The 18,110-nt window shown below is 48.4% G+C and carries 16 protein-coding genes; 1 reads left to right on the top strand and 15 read right to left on the bottom strand.

Translation table 11 applies throughout. The annotated features are described in order from the left end of the window. Window positions 1–105: 105 nt before the first annotated feature. From KBY70_RS03540 to KBY70_RS03555, 4 genes are all read right to left on the bottom strand, one after another. Window positions 106–726 carry an ISAs1 family transposase gene (locus KBY70_RS03540; RefSeq protein ID WP_254987413.1) on the bottom strand — a complete coding sequence of 207 codons (621 nt, stop codon included), beginning with the start codon at window positions 724–726 and terminating at the stop codon, window positions 106–108. Next, window positions 701–1,324: a transposase gene (locus tag KBY70_RS03545; protein ID WP_254987414.1), complete on the bottom strand. Its 624-nt coding sequence runs from the start codon at window positions 1,322–1,324 to the stop codon at window positions 701–703. The genes KBY70_RS03540 and KBY70_RS03545 overlap by 26 nt, the downstream gene beginning before the upstream one ends. A 380-nt stretch (window positions 1,325–1,704) precedes the next feature. After that, a complete protein-coding gene (locus tag KBY70_RS03550; protein WP_254987415.1) occupies window positions 1,705–2,940 on the bottom strand; it encodes an IS256 family transposase in 1,236 nt (411 codons plus the stop codon). Between the two features lie 229 nt (window positions 2,941–3,169). Beyond that, window positions 3,170–3,403 (bottom strand): hypothetical protein, encoded by a 234-nt coding sequence (locus KBY70_RS03555; protein WP_254987416.1) that lies wholly within the window; start codon window positions 3,401–3,403, stop codon window positions 3,170–3,172. Between KBY70_RS03555 and KBY70_RS03560 the strand changes: the two genes are divergently transcribed. Continuing rightward, window positions 3,299–3,823, top strand: coding sequence for a transposase (locus tag KBY70_RS03560; RefSeq protein ID WP_254987602.1), 525 nt, complete (start codon window positions 3,299–3,301; stop codon window positions 3,821–3,823). The two genes, KBY70_RS03555 and KBY70_RS03560, sit on opposite strands and share 105 nt — an antisense overlap. Before the next feature lie 23 nt (window positions 3,824–3,846). On the opposite strand, the gene KBY70_RS03565 is transcribed toward KBY70_RS03560, so the two are convergent. From KBY70_RS03565 to KBY70_RS03620, 11 genes are all read right to left on the bottom strand, one after another. Next, window positions 3,847–5,322: a glycosyltransferase gene (locus KBY70_RS03565; protein ID WP_254987417.1), complete on the bottom strand. Its 1,476-nt coding sequence runs from the start codon at window positions 5,320–5,322 to the stop codon at window positions 3,847–3,849. Between the two features lie 443 nt (window positions 5,323–5,765). After that, window positions 5,766–7,709 (bottom strand): acyltransferase family protein, encoded by a 1,944-nt coding sequence (locus KBY70_RS03570; protein ID WP_254987418.1) that lies wholly within the window; start codon window positions 7,707–7,709, stop codon window positions 5,766–5,768. 176 nt (window positions 7,710–7,885) lie between these two features. Next, window positions 7,886–8,938 (bottom strand): hypothetical protein, encoded by a 1,053-nt coding sequence (locus KBY70_RS03575; protein ID WP_254987419.1) that lies wholly within the window; start codon window positions 8,936–8,938, stop codon window positions 7,886–7,888. Further along, complete coding sequence (locus KBY70_RS03580) at window positions 8,869–9,714, bottom strand: glycosyltransferase (RefSeq protein ID WP_254987420.1); 846 nt, start codon at window positions 9,712–9,714, stop codon at window positions 8,869–8,871. The genes KBY70_RS03575 and KBY70_RS03580 overlap by 70 nt, the downstream gene beginning before the upstream one ends. A gap of 26 nt (window positions 9,715–9,740) precedes the next feature. Next, window positions 9,741–10,439, bottom strand: coding sequence for a hypothetical protein (locus tag KBY70_RS03585; RefSeq protein WP_254987421.1), 699 nt, complete (start codon window positions 10,437–10,439; stop codon window positions 9,741–9,743). 908 nt (window positions 10,440–11,347) lie between these two features. Further along, on the bottom strand, window positions 11,348–12,436 hold the full coding sequence (locus KBY70_RS03590) for a polysaccharide deacetylase family protein (protein WP_254987422.1): 1,089 nt from the start codon (window positions 12,434–12,436) through the stop codon (window positions 11,348–11,350). Window positions 12,437–12,796: 360 nt separating this feature from the next. Continuing rightward, window positions 12,797–13,693 carry a hypothetical protein gene (locus KBY70_RS03595; RefSeq protein ID WP_254987423.1) on the bottom strand — a complete coding sequence of 299 codons (897 nt, stop codon included), beginning with the start codon at window positions 13,691–13,693 and terminating at the stop codon, window positions 12,797–12,799. Between the two features lie 832 nt (window positions 13,694–14,525). After that, a complete protein-coding gene (locus KBY70_RS03605) occupies window positions 14,526–15,473 on the bottom strand; it encodes an FkbM family methyltransferase (RefSeq protein ID WP_254987424.1) in 948 nt (315 codons plus the stop codon). A gap of 110 nt (window positions 15,474–15,583) precedes the next feature. Continuing rightward, the gene (locus KBY70_RS03610) at window positions 15,584–16,897 is read right to left on the bottom strand and encodes an oligosaccharide flippase family protein (RefSeq protein WP_254987425.1); all 1,314 of its coding nucleotides are present in this window, start codon (window positions 16,895–16,897) and stop codon (window positions 15,584–15,586) included. Next, a complete protein-coding gene (locus tag KBY70_RS03615) occupies window positions 16,898–17,524 on the bottom strand; it encodes an RES family NAD+ phosphorylase (protein WP_254987426.1) in 627 nt (208 codons plus the stop codon). Window positions 17,525–17,526: 2 nt separating this feature from the next. Next, window positions 17,527–18,039: a hypothetical protein gene (locus tag KBY70_RS03620; protein WP_254987427.1), complete on the bottom strand. Its 513-nt coding sequence runs from the start codon at window positions 18,037–18,039 to the stop codon at window positions 17,527–17,529. Between the last annotated feature and the right edge of the window lie 71 nt (window positions 18,040–18,110).

Genomic DNA, 18,110 nt, shown 5'->3' on the forward strand with positions numbered 1-18,110 from the left:
GCGTCGCGACAGCCCTGGTCACGATCACGATCCCAACAGGGTTCTCACCCATCAGGAGGCATTGAAAGAACCGCGTCAACCGGTCAACCAGATTGACGCCACCTTTCAACCTGATTGACATCTGACAGCCCTGCTCGGCGGCGAGCTGAAAAACGCTGGCGAGGTGTGCAAGGCATCTGCCTGGATCAGAACGCCGTCGAGCTCCAGGGTGCTGAGCAAGGTTTTGAGGGCCGCGCGCTCGTGGGATTCGCCGGTGTCAAACGAGGTCTGGGCAATCGCCACGCCCAGCTCGCGGGCGTACAGCGTGACCTGGGCGACAAACCGCGTTGCGCCATCGGCGCCATCGGGCTGCGCAGCGGACCCGCGCAGGGTTTTGCCGTCACAGATCAGCTGATCAAAATCCTTGTCCTGATCTGCGATCTGAGCGATCATCCACTCCCTGAGCAACCCGAAGAGCTGCTCGAGTTCCACCCGCTCAAACAGGTAGAGGAAGGTGGAGTCGCAGGGCGCCTTGGGCAGCTCTAGATCCAGGGCAGCGCCGAACGCCTGGTGATGGCGTCTGGCAAAACGTTCCAGATCCCTGGCGCTGCGGCAGCCACTCAGGATGCCGAGAATTGCCATCAACAGCAGCAACCACTGGGGATAACGCACTCCTCTGCGCTTGCGTCCTTCCGGCAGGGCCTGCAGGAAGGCGATCAGATCAGCACTGGCAACAGAATGGGCCAACGGACGGGAGCAGTCCCGACAAAACCGGCACCAGCATGGCCGCGCCAGCTGCCTTGTGCCTGACTTTCAGTCGGCCCTGGCCGTGCAGGTACGTCGCATCGAGGTAGACGTAGGGGAAATGGGCATGGTCCAGCGGCCGACCCAGAAAGGCTTTCACCTGCTCGTCGAGGCCCTGGCAGATGCGGCTTACCTCCGATTTGGAGACGCCGCTGGCGCCGCCCAGCGCCTCCACCAAGGCGTCGACCTTCCTGGTGGAGATACCACCGGTGTAGGCCTCCATCACCACGGCGTAGAGGGCCTTGTCGACCCGGCGGCGGGGTTCGAGCCAGTCGGGAAAGAAGCTGCCCTGCCTCAGCTTTGGGATGGCCAGGCTGATGTCGCCGACCTGGGTGGTGAGCAGCCGCTGGCGGTAGCCGTTGCGGTGGGTGGAGCGCTGATCCGGGCAGCGCTCATGGAGCTGGGCGCCAGTGAGGGCAGAAACCTCTGCTTCCAGCAGGTCCTGAAAGCCGCGGCGCACGATCTCAGGGATGAGGGCGCCAGCGGTGGTGCCCTCGATGAGCTGAGCCAGCTCGGAGGCGCCACTATGGGTATGGGTCATGGTCTGTGTTCGGTTTGGTGGTAGTGCTCCGAACAGGGTCACAGACCGGCCCACCCATTGCCACAGCTAAAGACTGAGGGAGTTGAGCCGTCAGCCCCGGCTACGCCGGGGCTGATCCCCCCGAGTTACACCACTCCATGGGACGCCGCTCTGCAGGGCCGCGTCCCTTTGCGTGGTGTAAAAGCTGAGGCCTGATTGCCCTGATCTGAGGGTGAACAGGTTGAATGACGGGCTGTCATTCCCGAGGTGCAGTTGCACCTCGTTTCTCCACCATGAATCCAGGCGATTGACTTGTCAAGTCTTTCGCCTGGATTGCTGATCAGTTTTTGGCTGTTCTTGCAATCTTGGGTGCTTCAGCACCGATCAGCTGGGGGCTTGGTTCAGGCTGCTTCCTCCTGTAGGGAAGGCTGAGCCGGCAGCTCAGCAAGCGATGGGATGGCGGTCATGCTCTCGGCGGAGAACATGCGCCGGCCCTCGAGCTGCCAGTGCTCATCCTGCTCCAGCAGCACCGCGCCCACCAAGCGGGTGATCGAGGCGTCGTTGGGGAAGATGCCGACCACACGGGTGCGGCGTTTGATCTCCTCGTTGACCCGCTCCAGCAGGTTGGTGCTCCAGATCTTTTTCCAGTGCTGGGGCGGGAAGTGGCGGAACGCCAGCACGTCTTCTCGGGCTTCTGCCATGAGTTCAGCGGCCTTGGGGAAGCGCTCCACCAGGGAGCTGGCCAGATCGTCCCAGCGAGCCTCGATCTCAGAGGCCTTCTCCTGGGCGAACACCGAGCGAAGTGCCGCTGTAACCATGCCCTGGTGGGCTCTCGGAACCCGCTGCAGGAGGTTGCGAGCGAAATGGACACGGCAACGTTGCCAGCAACTGCCCTGCAGCATCCGCCGGATTGCGTTGGTGAGGCCTACGTGGGCATCGCTGACCACCAGCTTGACGCCAGTGAGGCCGCGCTCTTTGAGCGAGCCAATGAATTCGCCCCAGAAGCTTGCTGTTTCGCTGTCGCCAACCTGGATCCCGAGCAGCTCACGCCGCCCGTCGGCATTGACGCCCATGGCGACGACAACCGCCCGCGAGCAGACTTGCATCGCCTTGCCGAGCCGGCCGTGCAGGTAGGTGGCATCGAGATACAGGTAGGCGTAACCGCTGGTCTCCAGGGGCCTATTGAGGAAGGCCTGCACCTGCACGTCGATGCCTGCGCAGATGCGGCTCACCTCGGACTTGGAGATGCCGCTCGCTGCGCCCAGGGCCGCTACCAGGGCGTCGACCTTGCGGGTGGAGATCCCGCCGACGTAGGCCTCCATCACCACGCCGTAGAGCGCCTGATCCACACGCCGACGTGGCTCGAGGATCGACGGGAGAAAGCTCCCAGACCGCAGTTTGGGGATGCGGAGGTCGATGTCGCCCGCCTGGGTGGTGAGCAGTCGGGGCCGGTAGCCATTGCGGTAGCCAAGGCGGTCGTCGCTGCGTTCATGGCGCTCAGCGCCGAGCACGGCGGCCACCTCCAGCTCGATCAGCTGCTGCAGGCCGTGGCGCACCAGCTCAGGGATCAGCTCCCCAGCACTGCTGCCATCCAGTAGCGGCGCCAGGGCAGAGGCGCCAGAATTCGTCGTGGGCATGGTTCGTCTGGTTGAGGTGGTTCTCAAACCAGGGAAGCGGGCCTGCCCACCCCCTGCAACGACTGGCGTCTGAGGAGCGGTCTGCCAGCCCCGGCTACGCCGGGGCTGGGCTCTCAGCTTTTACACCAATAGAGGGGACGCGGCTTTCTGCGTTCATCGCCCAGGTGACGCTTTACTCGGCAGCCTTGAGTGTGGCGATCGCTCAGGCCTGCTACACCACTGGAGAGGATCACGAGCGCGCCGTGCTCCAGAAGCTGCTCGGGGAGCTCGACCTTGAGGGCGTGCTGATCCAGGCGGATGCGCTCCACACGCAGCAAGCGTTTTTCGACAACTCAAGGAGCAGGGTGCCGACTTCCTGCTGACGGTCAAGGCCAACCAAAAGAAGCTCTACCGCCAGATCGCCGATCAACTGCTGGGAAAACGCCACATCCCTTTCATGGCAGCCGATCACGAGATCGGCCATGGCCGTGACATCCGCTGGACGTTGAGGGCGAAAGAAGCTCCGGAGCACATCAAGGCGAACTGGCATGGCACCAGCTGGATTGCGGAAGTGATCGCCTCGGGCACCCGCGATGGCAAGCAGTTCAAGGCCACGAACCGGTTCATCACCAGCCTGCGCACCACCCCAGATGCCCTGCTGCGACTGGTGAGAAAGCGTTGGAGTATCGAGAGCTGGCACTGGATCCGCGAGACCCAACTGCGGGAAGACGACCACCGCTACCGCGGCAACGGTGCCAGCGTGATGGCAGCGCTGCGCACCGCTGGACACAACCTGCTGCGCCTGGCCGGTTTAGACTCGATCCGAGAGGGCCTGCAGACAGTGATGCATGACATCAGGGCACTGCTGGCGATGGCGAGGCGCCAACCAGGCCCTAACCCGTGATCAGACTTTGAATCAGCCCTGCATTAAGCACCAGCAGAGGGGGGGCGATAATAAAGTGAGTATTCTCGTGCTCTTGTTTCGAAAGCAAGAGGCTCCCTATGATAAATCTGAATAAAGCCGGTACTACAAAGTAGATCAGAATGAACAGGCTCAACATAAACAATGAAGACATGTGATGAGCAACTAATTCTTTCAATAACACTTTCAAAGACCCTCCGTCCAAATGGATTGTACGCATACAGAATGAAATCGTTCGAAAGAGTATATTCACAAAATCTGGAAGCATCTGAATTAGCGAGAGTAAAATTTGAATCAGGTGTAAGCGAACGAATATTGGTATTAGCTTGATCAAGAAGGTCAGAAGATATATCAATACCCAAAGTAGGGTACTTTACATGCTTTTCAGCAAAGCACTTGGCAAGTAGCATAAGAGACTTACCCTTGCCAACCCCAAGATCTACGAACTGAAAATCTAAGGCTTGTAAGCCCAATAATCCAATGAAATCGTAACACCTCTCAACCGCATCAACAAATACATCAGTATTTACGGCAACATAGTAAACATCATCACGATTTAATGCCTCATATATTGAGTCAAACCTTTTCCGCAAACAGGTATTAGATCCATGAATGAGGTCAAACAAAAGTGATTGAGAAACATAAAAGTAAGTCTTGGCTGCAAATCTAAGAAATGAAGAATGCGAAAACAACAAAGCCAAAAGTTTTGCAACTTTACTTAAAAATACACGAAAGACTTTTTTATACAGACCTCGAACAAGGTAGAAAGTTGACAATACAATGGCTTCGCAGTAGTTAATTCCCGAAATAATTGAAGCATGAAAGTATGCCCATAAGAGTGTTAGGACAGAAGCCTTAGAAGTTCGGCCGTTCTTCCTTGAATACACCGCCAAAGGTATATTAAGAGATGAATATACGCATAGAGGATTTTTCAGAACAGTTGTCCATAGAGCAAGATCTTGACAGAACCACAAATCGGTAAAAGCGGGCGATGGCAGAAGTGTTCTAGAAACAATTACAGTAGAAGTACCGATAGGGCGTCTAGAATAAAAAATTGATTTACCTCCCAAAAGCCGTGGGGGGGGAGATACTATAATGGAATCTTCCAAGTAAGTATATGCTGATGCGATGAAATTTGCTCCACTTTTTAGTAAACGATACTGAAGAAGAGTTTTTGAACGTTCCCATTTATCATCTGCATCAAGAAATGCATAATAAGATCCAGATGATACATCAATTGCTGAATTACGATTGCCGCCAGGCCCACGCTTATATTTGTTCTTGACGACAATGACTGGAATGGTATCTGATTCACAGCATGCAAGCGCACTTTTTAATTCGGCTGAAGTAAGGTTGCTGTCATTTCCAATGATAATTTCAAAAGATATTGGGGTATCCGTAAGATCTTGATCAAGCACACTATAGACAGAGTCTTTAAGCTTTGAAATATCTTTGTGGAAAGGGATGATTACAGAGATCAACATTAGAAGATTAAAATAATTGAATTAACGGCAAGATAAAAGAAATTCCATGAAATAGACACTCAGATAGGTTTATTGGGTGCAACAGAATAAGGCAACCTGCATTAGAAAAGGGCTTACAACTCAAGAAGTATGGAGCAGCTATGCCTTTTAAGAATTGCGAGATAAATTAAACGAAATGTTTGAAGAAGAATTTAGAGTATAAGGAGTTAATCAGATGAAGTCAGAGAAATTTGAAACAATGATTCATCTACGGCGTGTAGAATTAAAGCATCTTATGCTCATAAGATGCCATGAAAACTCAAATACTTTCTTACATTATATTAAAGAGAAAAATAGAAGATACTATCTATGTGTTTTACAGGACAAACCTATACAAGTAAAAGGATGCAGCCTTGCCAGAAGGTATAGAAATATTTGACTATTAGTTAATAATGTAATAGTCAATATTGAAATAAGTCGGAGGAATGGATGAACTTTTTGAATATCAATGACGTCTCTCTATGATCATAATGATTTGCGTCAGAATAAGCAAAGGCACCACAAATATTTTCATTGCAATTAGATTGAAGTTTGCTCGCATGCCATAAAATTTTTGAGTTATTATCAGCCCAATAACTTAACCACGGAAAATCAGAATTGACTCTACTTATGTGTAAATGCTTACTTTGATAACAATAAATAGTGTCAGGGTGTGGGCGAAACCATTCCATCGCACATAAATGTCCTTGAATAATTCCTGGAAACCTCAAGCCATCAGTATAGAAAACAACTCTGGCACCTTTTTGTAAAATCTTATTTGAAAAATCAATAAACACAGCTGCGTATCTGCGCAAAGCCAAATCGCGGGTTATTAATTGTTTGTTGGGTAGATGGTAACCAGTAGGTTTAAGGAAATGGCCTGAAAGAGCGTTGGCAACTATTACAATGTCCCCACGTTTGACAGTAGAAAGTAGCCATTGTTCAACATTTTTTTGATTTTCGTAGCATACTAATCCTCCAAGATTTAGTATCGCAGCAGGGAATAAACAGGAATTTCCCCAAACTACAGAATACCCAAAACCAGATTTGGTTGTTTCGTAGGCAATTGGATCCTTATATTGGTAAGCATGACTATCTCCAACAACGAATAGAGTAGGTGCATCAGGTAATCCTTCAGTAACACAGTTTGACAAGTTACTGTAGGATGTAATAGTTGAAAAGATATTGCAACTTTGCCCATAGCCAAATATTGAAGAGGCAAACGCACTCCGATTACCAGAATATAAACGACCCGATAATGGAAAAATAAGAAGCAGCATGAGACCTGACAAAAATGCCAAGAAACTTCCACCCGACAGCAATGTTGCCCATCTCTTACCAAACCAATCGCCTTTACGAAGTGGGGTCTCAATCCAACTATGTGAAGCAAGCGCCAGGACTATCATTAATCCGACTTGGAAAGGCACGGTCCACCAATGAATACCAATAGTCCAACGGCTGATTGAGAGAACACCCCAGTGCCACAAATACAACGAGTAAGAGATCAATCCTATATAGACGATCTTTGGGTGGGTGAAAATCTTGAAAGCAGCTGTCTGGTTCTTCAATGAAGCGACTAGAATTGATGACAATACAACCACAGAGATAGTTGCTGAAGATGCCATCGACATCGGTAAATACATCACTACGATTATCAGTGCTAGAATAAGTAAGGGTGGCACTCGTTCTAGGAATTTTTCAATAGATGCCCGTTTCTGAAATCCAATAAAAATCAAGCAACCTGCTGCCATCTCCCAAAACCTTGATGGCATCAGGAAATATGCTGCTGGTTGATTTGTTGAGTAGAGATATTGAAACCCAATAAGCGAAGCAATTGACAGTATCCCGACAATTAGGAATAAATTGCGCGAACCATTTATAGTTTGACGTCCAAATCCTGAAAACCAAATTAGAAAAGGAAAGATAATATAGAACTGCTCTTCAACTCCCAAGGACCATGTATGGGTAAAGGCGTTAAAATCAGTAGATTGAGAAAAATAATCCGTTGACTGCTTCAGAAGATACATGTTTGACAAGCCAAACAAAGCAGTTAACCCAGTTTTCAGGGATTCCTCTGGTAGAGGATTAAAAAGTGATATCAATAGGCTCATTACAAGGACAAATACTACAAGCGCTGGTATCAAACGCTTTACTCGTCGTTCATAAAAACCAGTGATGAAGTCCTTGAAATCTAAGCTGTTCCGACCATTCAGAGATGAGGTGATTACATAGCCAGATATTACAAAGAAAATATCTACTCCGAGATAGCCGCCGGGTAAGACATTCTTATTAAAATGATTAATAATTACTGCAATCACTGCAAAAGCTCTTATGCCATCAATCTCTGGTCGGTAGTTTGATCTCATGATTAAGGTGGTTTGGGTAGACTCTAAATGGATAATGAGTATCAAGTAACTTTCAAAAGTAGAGGTCTTAAGGCAGCATTGCAACCAATGAGCTGAAGTTGCATGGCATATAGACTAATCTAAATTCAATAAATCAAGCTATAGAAGCCAGGAACTTCTGACTCTTGATTAAGTAATTAAATGTTTTTAAATCCAACAAAAGCAAGTGAAAGCATGCAAAAAGCAGTATAGATAAAAGGAACGATGATAAAATCTGCCTTAATCTTGAAAGAAATCAAGCAAGGTGTCGTTAAAATCATAGTTAATGCTAAGATCCAAGCAACTCTTTCTTGAAGAATTGAAGAACTGATCATAAGGGGGGACAGAGAAACTCCCAAAGAAAACCATGCAATCTCAAAAATAATAAAGATGACAGGTCTAGAAAATAAGAGATTTCGATATGAAGGATATGAAAAGATCAAAGCATTGAAGAGAAGAAAGAATATTATTAAAGCATAGGAAACGTTGAATGAATTCTCAAATCCAACATATCTATCATAGTTGGACGCATTGATGCTATTTCCAGCAAATAAACCTAGGATGGATAGCGCTAGTAGCCTGAGATATTGATTAATGAACTGCAATTTTCGCGAAACAAAGTTAACAACCAGTGCAATGCAATAAGCTCCAGCCAGCATTCGTCCAAATTGATGAGTAAAATACAAAATAAAAAGTAGCAGAGATGAGATGGAGATATGTTTATAGATTAGTTGTTTAGACTTAAGATTCAGGTCCATTAAAGATGACCTATAATTCAATAAAAGAACAAATACTGCCAAAGCCATGCCTTGCCTAAGAGTATTAGTTGCGCCGAGAAAGCAAGGCCAAGAAAGCAAGGCTAATGCCGAAAATAAAATGGGATATTTAGTAGCGTTTGAAAAATAGAATTGGGATATTGAAAACAAAAGCAAGAACGAAACAACATAAACTCCAACATAAATTCCGGAAATGGTCAACGTACTTGCCAAACCACCAATAAAATCTGCAGGTGTCCATATTGAGTTTGGAGCTTTTATATAAGACTGAGTGACATCAATTCCCTTTCCAATAATACCAGCTGAAAGTATATAGGGCAAGCCGAAACGAAGGAGATTTAATCTCAGTTTGAGCGAGCTGTATATCATCGAAATTTTTGCAGCAAATGTTGTAATACTACTTTTATGTATGGCACTAAGAACCATATCGGCCATAGAATACCGCCATGAGCAAAAGAATATCTCAATCGAGGGTACAAGGGCAAGTGCTTAATGGAAGCTGCCATCTTTAGCTTGGTGAAAAGCTTTTGTTGATACTCTATTCTCATGCTGGGTGGGTGTCGATCACAGATGCCAAAAGAGCCTGCGGGTTGGATTATAGATATTCTTTTTTTATAGCACTGCAGACCAAATTCCCAATCAGCGCCTCCATGCCGAAAATAAGGCTGCAAAAAAACAGTTTCATCAATTACACTTTTATGAATCAATGCTATGTTCATATTTAGAGACTTGACATATTGAGGGGAATTAGATATTGGCGCTTGCCTGAATCCAATTGGATAGAGTTTATAGGGGTAAGGCAATAATCCACCATATGTCACTAGCCCGCACTTGGAAGATCTTGTTGCACCTACTATCAAAGGTGGTTGCTGCAAACTCGAGGAATGAAAATAAAAACTTTCTAACAATCGATCAATTGAATTATCATCAAAGACAACATCATCATTATATACGAGTAAGAAATCGTAAAGTGGCATCTCAGTTTTAATAAATTTAAGCCCTAAAGTCATAGATTGTGCCCAATACAAATCACCATCCGTGGGTAAAATGGTTACACCAGGAAAGTTTTCAAGGATGTAAGACTTCGTTCCATCAGTGGAATTATCATCAACGACGAGAAACCTTAGATCAACATTTCTGGAGATAGATTGCAGAAATAAAGAAGAAATGGCACGGGCCGTAATGTTTTTTCTATTGTAAGAGGCGCACAAGGCTATTACTTTAATCATTGCCTTAGTTATCTATAGATTCCTGTAATTAGTCTGGCATAATTAGACTGATCATAGAGAGTTGAAGTCAGATTATTGCTTAAAGATGGGGTATTTTTAGAAAAGGCCTCATTCATCATGGTCGACAGGCTTTGCATATCTCTAGGCTCATAGATACAAAGTAATGGGGCGAATCTAGATAGATTTTGATCTTTCTTTACTTCTTCTTTTGATCCTGGCATAAGCACATAAATGTTATTGGCTAATGCTTCATAAACTGACCTGCCCGGGTTAAAAGATGACTCACCGCGTACTATTGCATTTACATAGCTGTAAGCACCAGAAAGTGATAGATTTTCAATTTCATCAATCCAAATCACCGAATTGGATAATTGAGGGTTATAAGTGAGCTTCTTGAAATTAGTTTTTCCAATCTTACCTATTAACACTAATGCTGCATTTTTTTTCCATAGGCCAGAATTTATGAAGGCGTTTACAACAAAAGAAGTGCCTTTATCATGATCACTCAACATTCCAGCCATGCAAAATAGAAATCTACCCTTCAAAGATTCAAAATACTCTTCAACTCTTCTTATAGATTTGACTGGAGGTGGATCCACCAAGTTTCCAACCACATGACTATTTGTTTGATTAGAATGTGGATAGAAAAAAACGAAAGGCTTTCTTACTGAACTGTCAATATATATAATCTCATCCACAAAAGTCAAGGCAAAGTTGCAACCTGGGATCGACCTAATAACTTTTTCGCGTACATGTAAAACCACCTTGACTGTTCTACCGAATGTCAACTTTAATAAGGGTGGTAAATAAAGAAGTACACTGCTATTTAAATGAATTATATCATATTTTTTATGCTTTAGCAGTGAGTTAATAAGGAAAAGGAAAAAGCTAATCCAACCCACGCTGTTAGAAAGTGCAGCCTTAAGCTTTTTGTAATGAGTATACTCATGAGAGTAGGTCCACGGCAAGAATACCTGGAAGTACTCGTCAATATTATAAGCTCTGAGAAGATTGGCAATATGTGTTTTTTTGGAAGTAGATATTAGAGAAAATTTATAATTACAGTCGTAATTGTTTAAAGCTTGCAAATGCAATTTTAAACTAGATGTAGCGCCATATGAGGAGCCGAAAGACGTGTGGTTGACAAGAAGTATATTCATGATTCTCTCATGCAATCCTGTATAATAGATTGAATGCCTAATCTGAGACATGTATGAAACCAATTGGTGCCCCATAGAGAAAATGCTCTAGCTACTGGGAAATAAGTTTCTAATACATACAGCCGAAGAAAATGAGTATTCACTGAAAACATCTGACTCATACTCGAAAGATTATTTTGACTGATTGAAATGAATGCTGAAAGCTTTTAAAGACAACATAGCATTGCGCACAACTAAGTCTGGCTATCCGACTCAGAAGTGGGGGCATATAAATTAGAATTTAGCTCGCAGAATTAGTCGCTTTAAGGTCAGTCGAAATTGAAAAGGTTTGTAATAGTTACCACGCTTTATCGCGAAAATTTGCGGAGACTGATGGTGGGGGAATATGCCTATTAAAAATCTTGGGTATCACAGAGCAGACTGAGGTTAGTTTCGCCATGCAATGATATAAATGGTTAAGGATTGTCCGTTAAGATTTTTTGGTAAAAATCTCTATCTTTCTGACCTGTTATGTTGCTGTTATGCCAAAGTAGTGTGAATTTTCCGCCCACAGTGCGGCAGCGTTGCTGGAGTTTCTGGATCAGAGCCAGCCCGGCGTGGCTGTAACCGAGGCCGAGGTAGCGCTCGGCGATAACACTGCACTCCATCACGACCAACGGCCGCTGGATCAGCTTCAACTGGCGCTGGGCCACGGGGTCGAACATCGGGTAGGCGTGGCAGCTCCCACAGCGGAAACCCGGACGATCGGCGTAGCTGAGGGTGCTGTCGTAGTGGAAGCCGGCCTGCTCCCAGCCGTGGGCGCTGGTGGGCCACTGCCAACGCAGGAAGTGCATGCGGCCGCCCCATTCCGGCTGCTGGATACCTTCTTCTGTGGCGATGCGCTGCAGGCGAGCAGCTTCTGAGGCGATGGCGCTGGGGTTGTGGCAGGTGTTGTAGCTGGGGTGCAGGCCGATCTCATGGCCGCGCTGGTGGATGCGACGCATCAGGGCGCGGATGGCGGGATGCTCAGGTTCGTACTGCGCATCAAGCTGCGAGTTGGTGCGGCCACAGATGAAATAAAAGGCGCTCTGGATGCCGGCGGCATCGCTCTGATCCATCAGCCAATCGAAGGTGTTGAAGGGATCGGCGGGATGGAGCTGGCGGCGGCTGGCTAGGCGGATACGCGGAGCTTGCAGAGCCACGGCCAGATCGCGGTGTTTGAGCAGCCGGGCCGCCATGCTGCGCACCAGCGCGCGCTTGCGCCCGAAGCCGTAGGCACTGGGTGCGTCCACGTCGTGACTCACCACGATGCGGAACTGGTGCTCCTGCAGCGGCAGGCGCGGCCAGATACGTTGCACCAGCTGACGCAAGACCCCCAGCCATTCATCCACGATCGGCCGCTCGAGGTAGCCGTGGCGCAGGGCGTGACTGCTGGTTGCCGGGAAGCGGCCGTGACTGTCGAGCAGCTCCGCCGGTGGGTTCACCTCCTCACAGCGGGCCAGCATCCAGTAGGTGAGGCCGAGGATGTCGTAGCCGAGCTGGTAGCCATTAGGGGTGGCCTGCACCAGAGGCTGGGGGATCTCCGCAACACCTGGCGCCGGCAGTTGGGACTCCAAGGCGCTGAACCCTTCAGACGCTGGAGCCCACTGGGCGCAGGGGAGGTCAGGCTGGGGGCCGAGGCGGTAAAGGGCGGGGATCAGGGGGAGCGCAATCAATGCGCTGTTGGCTGGGCAGGTCAGCTCCCAGAGCCCTTCGCTGGCATTGAGACGAAGACGCAGATCTCGCTGCAACCGTTCTTGAAGCAGAAGCTGCAGCCAACCAAAAGCAGTAAAAGAAGAACGCAAACCACCAAGGGATTTATCCATTAACTTCGAAGAGCTATAGCAATTGCAAGATTATTAGGGCAACATTGGCCGACAAAGGCATCAACCAAGATCACTCGAGAAGCCACTCATCTCAATCAATTTACTTGACAAAGAATTAAAGCAATAGCGCTCTAGTTCCTTAGAATCAAGAAGAGATTGCTGAACAGGCGTCAACGGCCTTGCAGAACGGCTGGCATTTACCCTCTTGCCAAACCACTTACAGGCATCCAGGTTGGAATGACTCAGATCAAGCCAGTTGAGAAGCCGGCGTAATTCAGTAGACTCGGAAAACATAGCACGAGTATTCAGCACATAAACCCTGTCCGGATATTCAGTCAGCATTGAGTCGGAAAGCAGAGCAATAGATCGCCAAAATGCGGCGATCTTATAAATCTGCCATTCCTCTTTTGGAAGAGATGCATTTACCTCACAAGATTCAAGATGCCCCCAAACGCACGGACTTTTTTCGGCAAAATAGCCGCGAACTATCCCGCTTCTGACAAAGGATACTGGATTTCTCAGTGCGATCAAGAACTTACATTTATCATAAGCCTTGGCAATCACTCTTGCCAGAGGCGAGACTTTGCAATCTAGATCAACATAAGAACAACGGGCTTTCTCAGCCAAGAGAAGGAAGTCAGCTCTTGAATTTCGATATGCACCAAGAGCTTCATCCTCAGATATTAGACATTGATCAAGGAGATATCCAGGCTCGGCAAGTGTTTTAGGCGTGGCATGGCAGACCAAAGAGTTTGTCGCTTCTAGCAAAACATTTGCGAGCCATCGTGTGCCAGATCTTCCAGGGCTGATCACTTGGCAATGCTGGCTAGGAGAAGCAACCCAAGACGAAGAATCAAGAAGGGACCGCGATAACGTAAAACCTTGATATTCCAAGCCAGTTTTCAGAAAGTAACGGGCTTGGCGAATAGCCGAAATCATGGACGGAATGCGTTGCATCATCAGGTTGCTACTGAATTGAGATTAAGATTCCAGGCAAGTCACTTGGCAGAACCTTGGTGAAATCAATTTCAAAAAACAGTTTATTCTTTCGTATTTTTTCTGGTGACCAATCCCACCATCGTGTTTCCAGAAGAAATTGAATACAGTGACTTGGGAACCTATACCTAATCACGCGCGCAGGACATCCGACTGCAACTGCAAAATCAGGCACTGGCTTTGTGACTACAGACCCCGCTCCGACGACAGCACCAAATCCAATCGATCCACCTGGTAGAATGATAACCGAGTCTCCTATCCAACTTGCACTTTTTATGTGCACACGCCCCTTGGACTTGCCGGCCACTTTAAGATCTGATCTGATTAATTTATTTTGAGTCCAGTCTTGCATATTTGCATAACAAGTGTAGTGATCTGAGGTTCTTACGATTAGCCTGCCGCCACATGCCACAAAGTTGCCAATTGTACAGCTGCCCAAGTGAGAAGCGTGATTTATTCGAGTAAACTTGTCGATAGTAGTATCAATAGCAACCCAGGAGCCAGGGGCGATATAAACACAATTTTTCTTCCAAGCAAATGCTCTACAAGTCTTTTTTATAGCAATGTATATGGGATATAGAACTGCCTTGACAAGGGCCAGCAAAGCACCTAGTCCCCGAAAGTCACTACCAGACTGCCGCCAAGAAAATAATAGCACAAGAATACTCTAAATGCAGAATGAAAATAGCCAAAGATACGAAATGATGTTCAGCAACAAATCATGAAACGTGGCCGAAATAAAATCGACAGCACTGCTTTTTAACTGGCTTAAATGACTTGATATTAAATCTCACTACTTTTCAACTCTCACCTGAAGCCATGGGTAAGAATCAGCAACTAGAGCGTCGGGGAATTCAGCGCGAAAACGAGGTAGCCATTTTGGCAGATGCTCATAGGTATACAATGTTGGAATACAACAGGTGATGCTAATAGGAGATCGCCTGAATAATTCCTCGAGGAGCAGGAACTCGCTTCCATTCGTAGTTATAGATGCCACGATCCTACGTCCTTCCAATTTGGACTTCGGGATCTGGGATAAAATATCGCTGATAGATATACATGCAACTTCCCGAGCTTTTGTTTTAACGCTTAGATGATGAGATACAATCGAATTGTTCGTAGATCCATCCCCTGCATCGAAGAACGAGACCGTCTTGTCATTGCAACACTCGGAGACACAGGCACGAGTCAAAGGGAGAATGTTATCCAAGCAATTAAGAGAAATTTGCTTTTCAAGAATAGCTATAGAGTCTTCAATAGGGTCGACAGAGACTACTAATCCGTTTGGGCCTACAATTTTTGATGCTTTAAGCGAAAGATAACCCCTGAAGCAGCCGATATCAATAAAAATATCGTTCACGCTTAGATCGCATGTACGCATTGAGATATTACCGAACGGCATAAACTCTCGGTAAGAGCGCAGGATGATATTATGAATTAGCGCATTGGCAGAAGGGATATCAGCATAGCTGACGCCATTCTTATTTGCTATTGAGCTCAGTCTGCGAATAGCAGAAACAGGGGCATTTAAAGCTATCTTAGACGAACTACTCGGGCCAACATATTGAAGGCAAGTGTCTTTAGCATAGACATATTTATCATCTTCACCAATAATCCTAAGATTTCTTTCTTGCAAAAGCTCTCCATAGCTTGTCGATGACAATAGATTCCAATGATCTAGCCAAGGAATTTTGCTAGCGATATATCGCAAAGGCCGAGATCTCTTGGTCTGCAATGCCATGCCTCGAAAAAAAGAAGACATTTGTTTTTCAGTAGTGACTTAAAAAGATTCGAGCTTTGACAGAAGACCAGCATCTAATTGTGACACTGTGAAGAATTAGCATCATAGTGTCAAAGAGTTGACTTTTGTGAGCCCATCAAGCATAGCAGCCAAAACAGTATATATCCAAATGCATTGAAAATACTCCAAGCCAATACTGCCATCCAGAAAGGAAGGGAATATGAGCCGAAGAAGGTAAATGGCAGCAGAGAAACGGTTATGAGTACGATTTGCGCAAAAAGTTGCAATCGTGTTTTCCCTAGCGCAAATAATATTTGCCCTACAGGGCTTACAACGGTTTTAGCGACAAGGAGTGGCGTCAAACTAAGCGAAATAATTCCAATTTCGGCCCAATTTCGCCCAAAAATGAAGCTGGAAAAGAAATAAACTAGTAATACGAGGAAAACAATACTTGGAGCTAGAAGCGATGCTAGTTTTTGGGTTGCCTTTTTGAAAGCTTTTTGCGCTACATATTGCCTATGAGCTTCGGAAACTTTTTGGAGAAAAACTTGTCCAACAGAAGTAGAGATAAGACTTGCTGGCGCAAGCAGGATTCTCTGGGCGACCAAAAGTTGACCGACATAAAAAGACCCAAATAACGAAGAAAATAATAGATAAGGAGCGGTATTTGCAAGAACATTAATAAGTCCAGCCTGTGAACTATAGGCGCCAAAGTGGCTATACTTGCGCAGTGTTTTCAACAGATAAATCGCTGAGCCCGGCGCACTGCGCAGAAGTTCTGCAGCCGAATGTCTAAAGATCGCAGCAGCCCCCGCACTCTGGCTCACGATTTGGCCCATCAACAGGCCAATTGTGCCCAGTGAAGCTGATGCAAGGTTAGTCGCTACTCCGAAAATGCTCTGGCGAAACTTGGTCTGTGCCAGCAGGCCGAACTGCTTGCGCCGGATCGCCCAGTAGCTCAGGGGCTGATACACCCCGCTCAGCAACACCCCCACCGGGAGCAGCCAAAGCAATGGCTTGAGCGCTGGCTCATTCAGCCAGATCACCAGCTGATCGCCGAGCAGCAACACCCCTAGGGCTGTAAGTCCGGTGCTGATCGCCACCAGCACAAAGCACAGCCACACCAGCGCCACCGCCTCGTCGTCGTCTTCCGGCACGGCGATCGCCAGCTCATAGCGCAAGCTGCTCACCACATTCAGCAGCGCCAGGATCGACGCAAACGTGGCCAGCACCCCAAAACTCTCCGGTCCATACAGCCGCGTGAGAATCGGTGCCGCCGCCACGGAAATCACCTGGCTGCCGGCCGTGCCTCCAGCCAGCTTCAGCACATTGCGGCTGGAGGCCGACTGGGGCTTCAGCCGCTGGACTAGCGCCCGGCCTCGCGCGGTGAAGCGTTGCAGGGTGGGGATCGTGTTCACAACCATTCAGTCCACCAGACCCCAGCCCTGATCCTCGAGAATCTGGAACACAGCAGGATCACCACTGCTATCGGGATACGAGAACAGGTTGTCCTGAGGCTCCTCCTGCCAAGCAGCGCTGCTCCGATCAAACACAGCGGCATTGAGGCAGCGTGGAAACAGTCTGGAGGGGTAGAGCAGGCCGTCGGGTTGCTCCGGCGCATCATGCAACCAGGCTGACCAGCGTTGACATACCTCCAGCTCCTCACAGGTGTGCAACAGCCGTGCATCCAGATTCAGCGCCTGAAGCGCAGGCCCGCCGAAGTCCACCATCTGCAAATCACGCTCTGCCCAGAGCCGCGCCACACAGCGCTCCCGTAGCTCCTGCCGGCTGAGAAATTTCACCGCAGCAGGTGCCTTGGTAGCCATTAACTCCCGGCCGAACGTTTCAGCAAACGCAGCCTCCACACTTTCGGAGGCATAGAGCACGCCAAATCGGCCCTCAGGATCGTTCCATCGGCCAGCTTCCCGCTCGCCCCAGAACAAAGCTATGGCGTGGTCACAACGCTGAATCCGCAGCCAGCTGGTGCCTGCCGGCACGCGCGTGAGTTTCAGCGGGCAGGGATAGCCCTCAGGCGGCAGGGGCAGGCCCACCCTCAGCGCGCCATGTGGCGGCCAAATTGTTGGGCTTTGTGGGTGATCACCTCCACGGATGTGGGCTCCTGCCGGCAAAGCAGCTCAGCCGGATAGTTGCCGCCTAGTTCTGCATCTGGGCTGAGCAGAAAGCGCAACTGTGCCGCGCCGCTGTCAGTATCGAGCAACGGCAGCAACGTCTCCAACGCAGGCCAAACACGACGATTCTCTAAATCAAACTGAAACACGGGATAGAGCGTGTGCTTTCCACGAGGCACCGCCAGCAGACGCTTCCGCTCACGCCGCCGGCGGATAGAATCGTCTTTCGACGACAACAGGTTTGCCACATCCAGCGGCCGCAAACACCCGCCATGTTGCTCCAACAGCTGCGCAAGGGCCTGCTCACCACGCAGGCGCAGCAGGTGTTCCCGCTGGAGCGGCTGCTTCTCACGCTGTAGCGCCTGAATCACCAGCTCGCTCAACAGGCTCAGATCATCGAGCGCCAGGGTGGCGGGATCATGGCTGGCCTGCTGCAAGGGGCCACCCGGCAATGCCAACTTCTGGGCCACCAGCTGACTCACCCGCTGCAACAGCGCCATAGCGGCAG

Source organism: Cyanobium sp. ATX 6E8 (assembly GCF_024346335.1).
In the GTDB taxonomy this organism is placed as follows: Bacteria; Cyanobacteriota; Cyanobacteriia; order PCC-6307; family Cyanobiaceae; genus Cyanobium_A.

Coding starts and splice junctions, on each gene's coding strand:
- KBY70_RS03545 (WP_254987414.1), bottom strand. CDS start 1,324: ATGACCCATACCCATAGTGGCGCCTCCGAGCTGGCTCAGCTCATCGAG.
- KBY70_RS03550 (WP_254987415.1), bottom strand. CDS start 2,940: ATGCCCACGACGAATTCTGGCGCCTCTGCCCTGGCGCCGCTACTGGAT.
- KBY70_RS03555 (WP_254987416.1), bottom strand. CDS start 3,403: ATGGCCGATCTCGTGATCGGCTGCCATGAAAGGGATGTGGCGTTTTCC.
- KBY70_RS03570 (WP_254987418.1), bottom strand. CDS start 7,709: ATGAGATCAAACTACCGACCAGAGATTGATGGCATAAGAGCTTTTGCA.
- KBY70_RS03575 (WP_254987419.1), bottom strand. CDS start 8,938: ATGGCCGATATGGTTCTTAGTGCCATACATAAAAGTAGTATTACAACA.
- KBY70_RS03595 (WP_254987423.1), bottom strand. CDS start 13,693: ATGCAACGCATTCCGTCCATGATTTCGGCTATTCGCCAAGCCCGTTAC.
- KBY70_RS03605 (WP_254987424.1), bottom strand. CDS start 15,473: ATGGCATTGCAGACCAAGAGATCTCGGCCTTTGCGATATATCGCTAGC.
- KBY70_RS03610 (WP_254987425.1), bottom strand. CDS start 16,897: ATGGTTGTGAACACGATCCCCACCCTGCAACGCTTCACCGCGCGAGGC.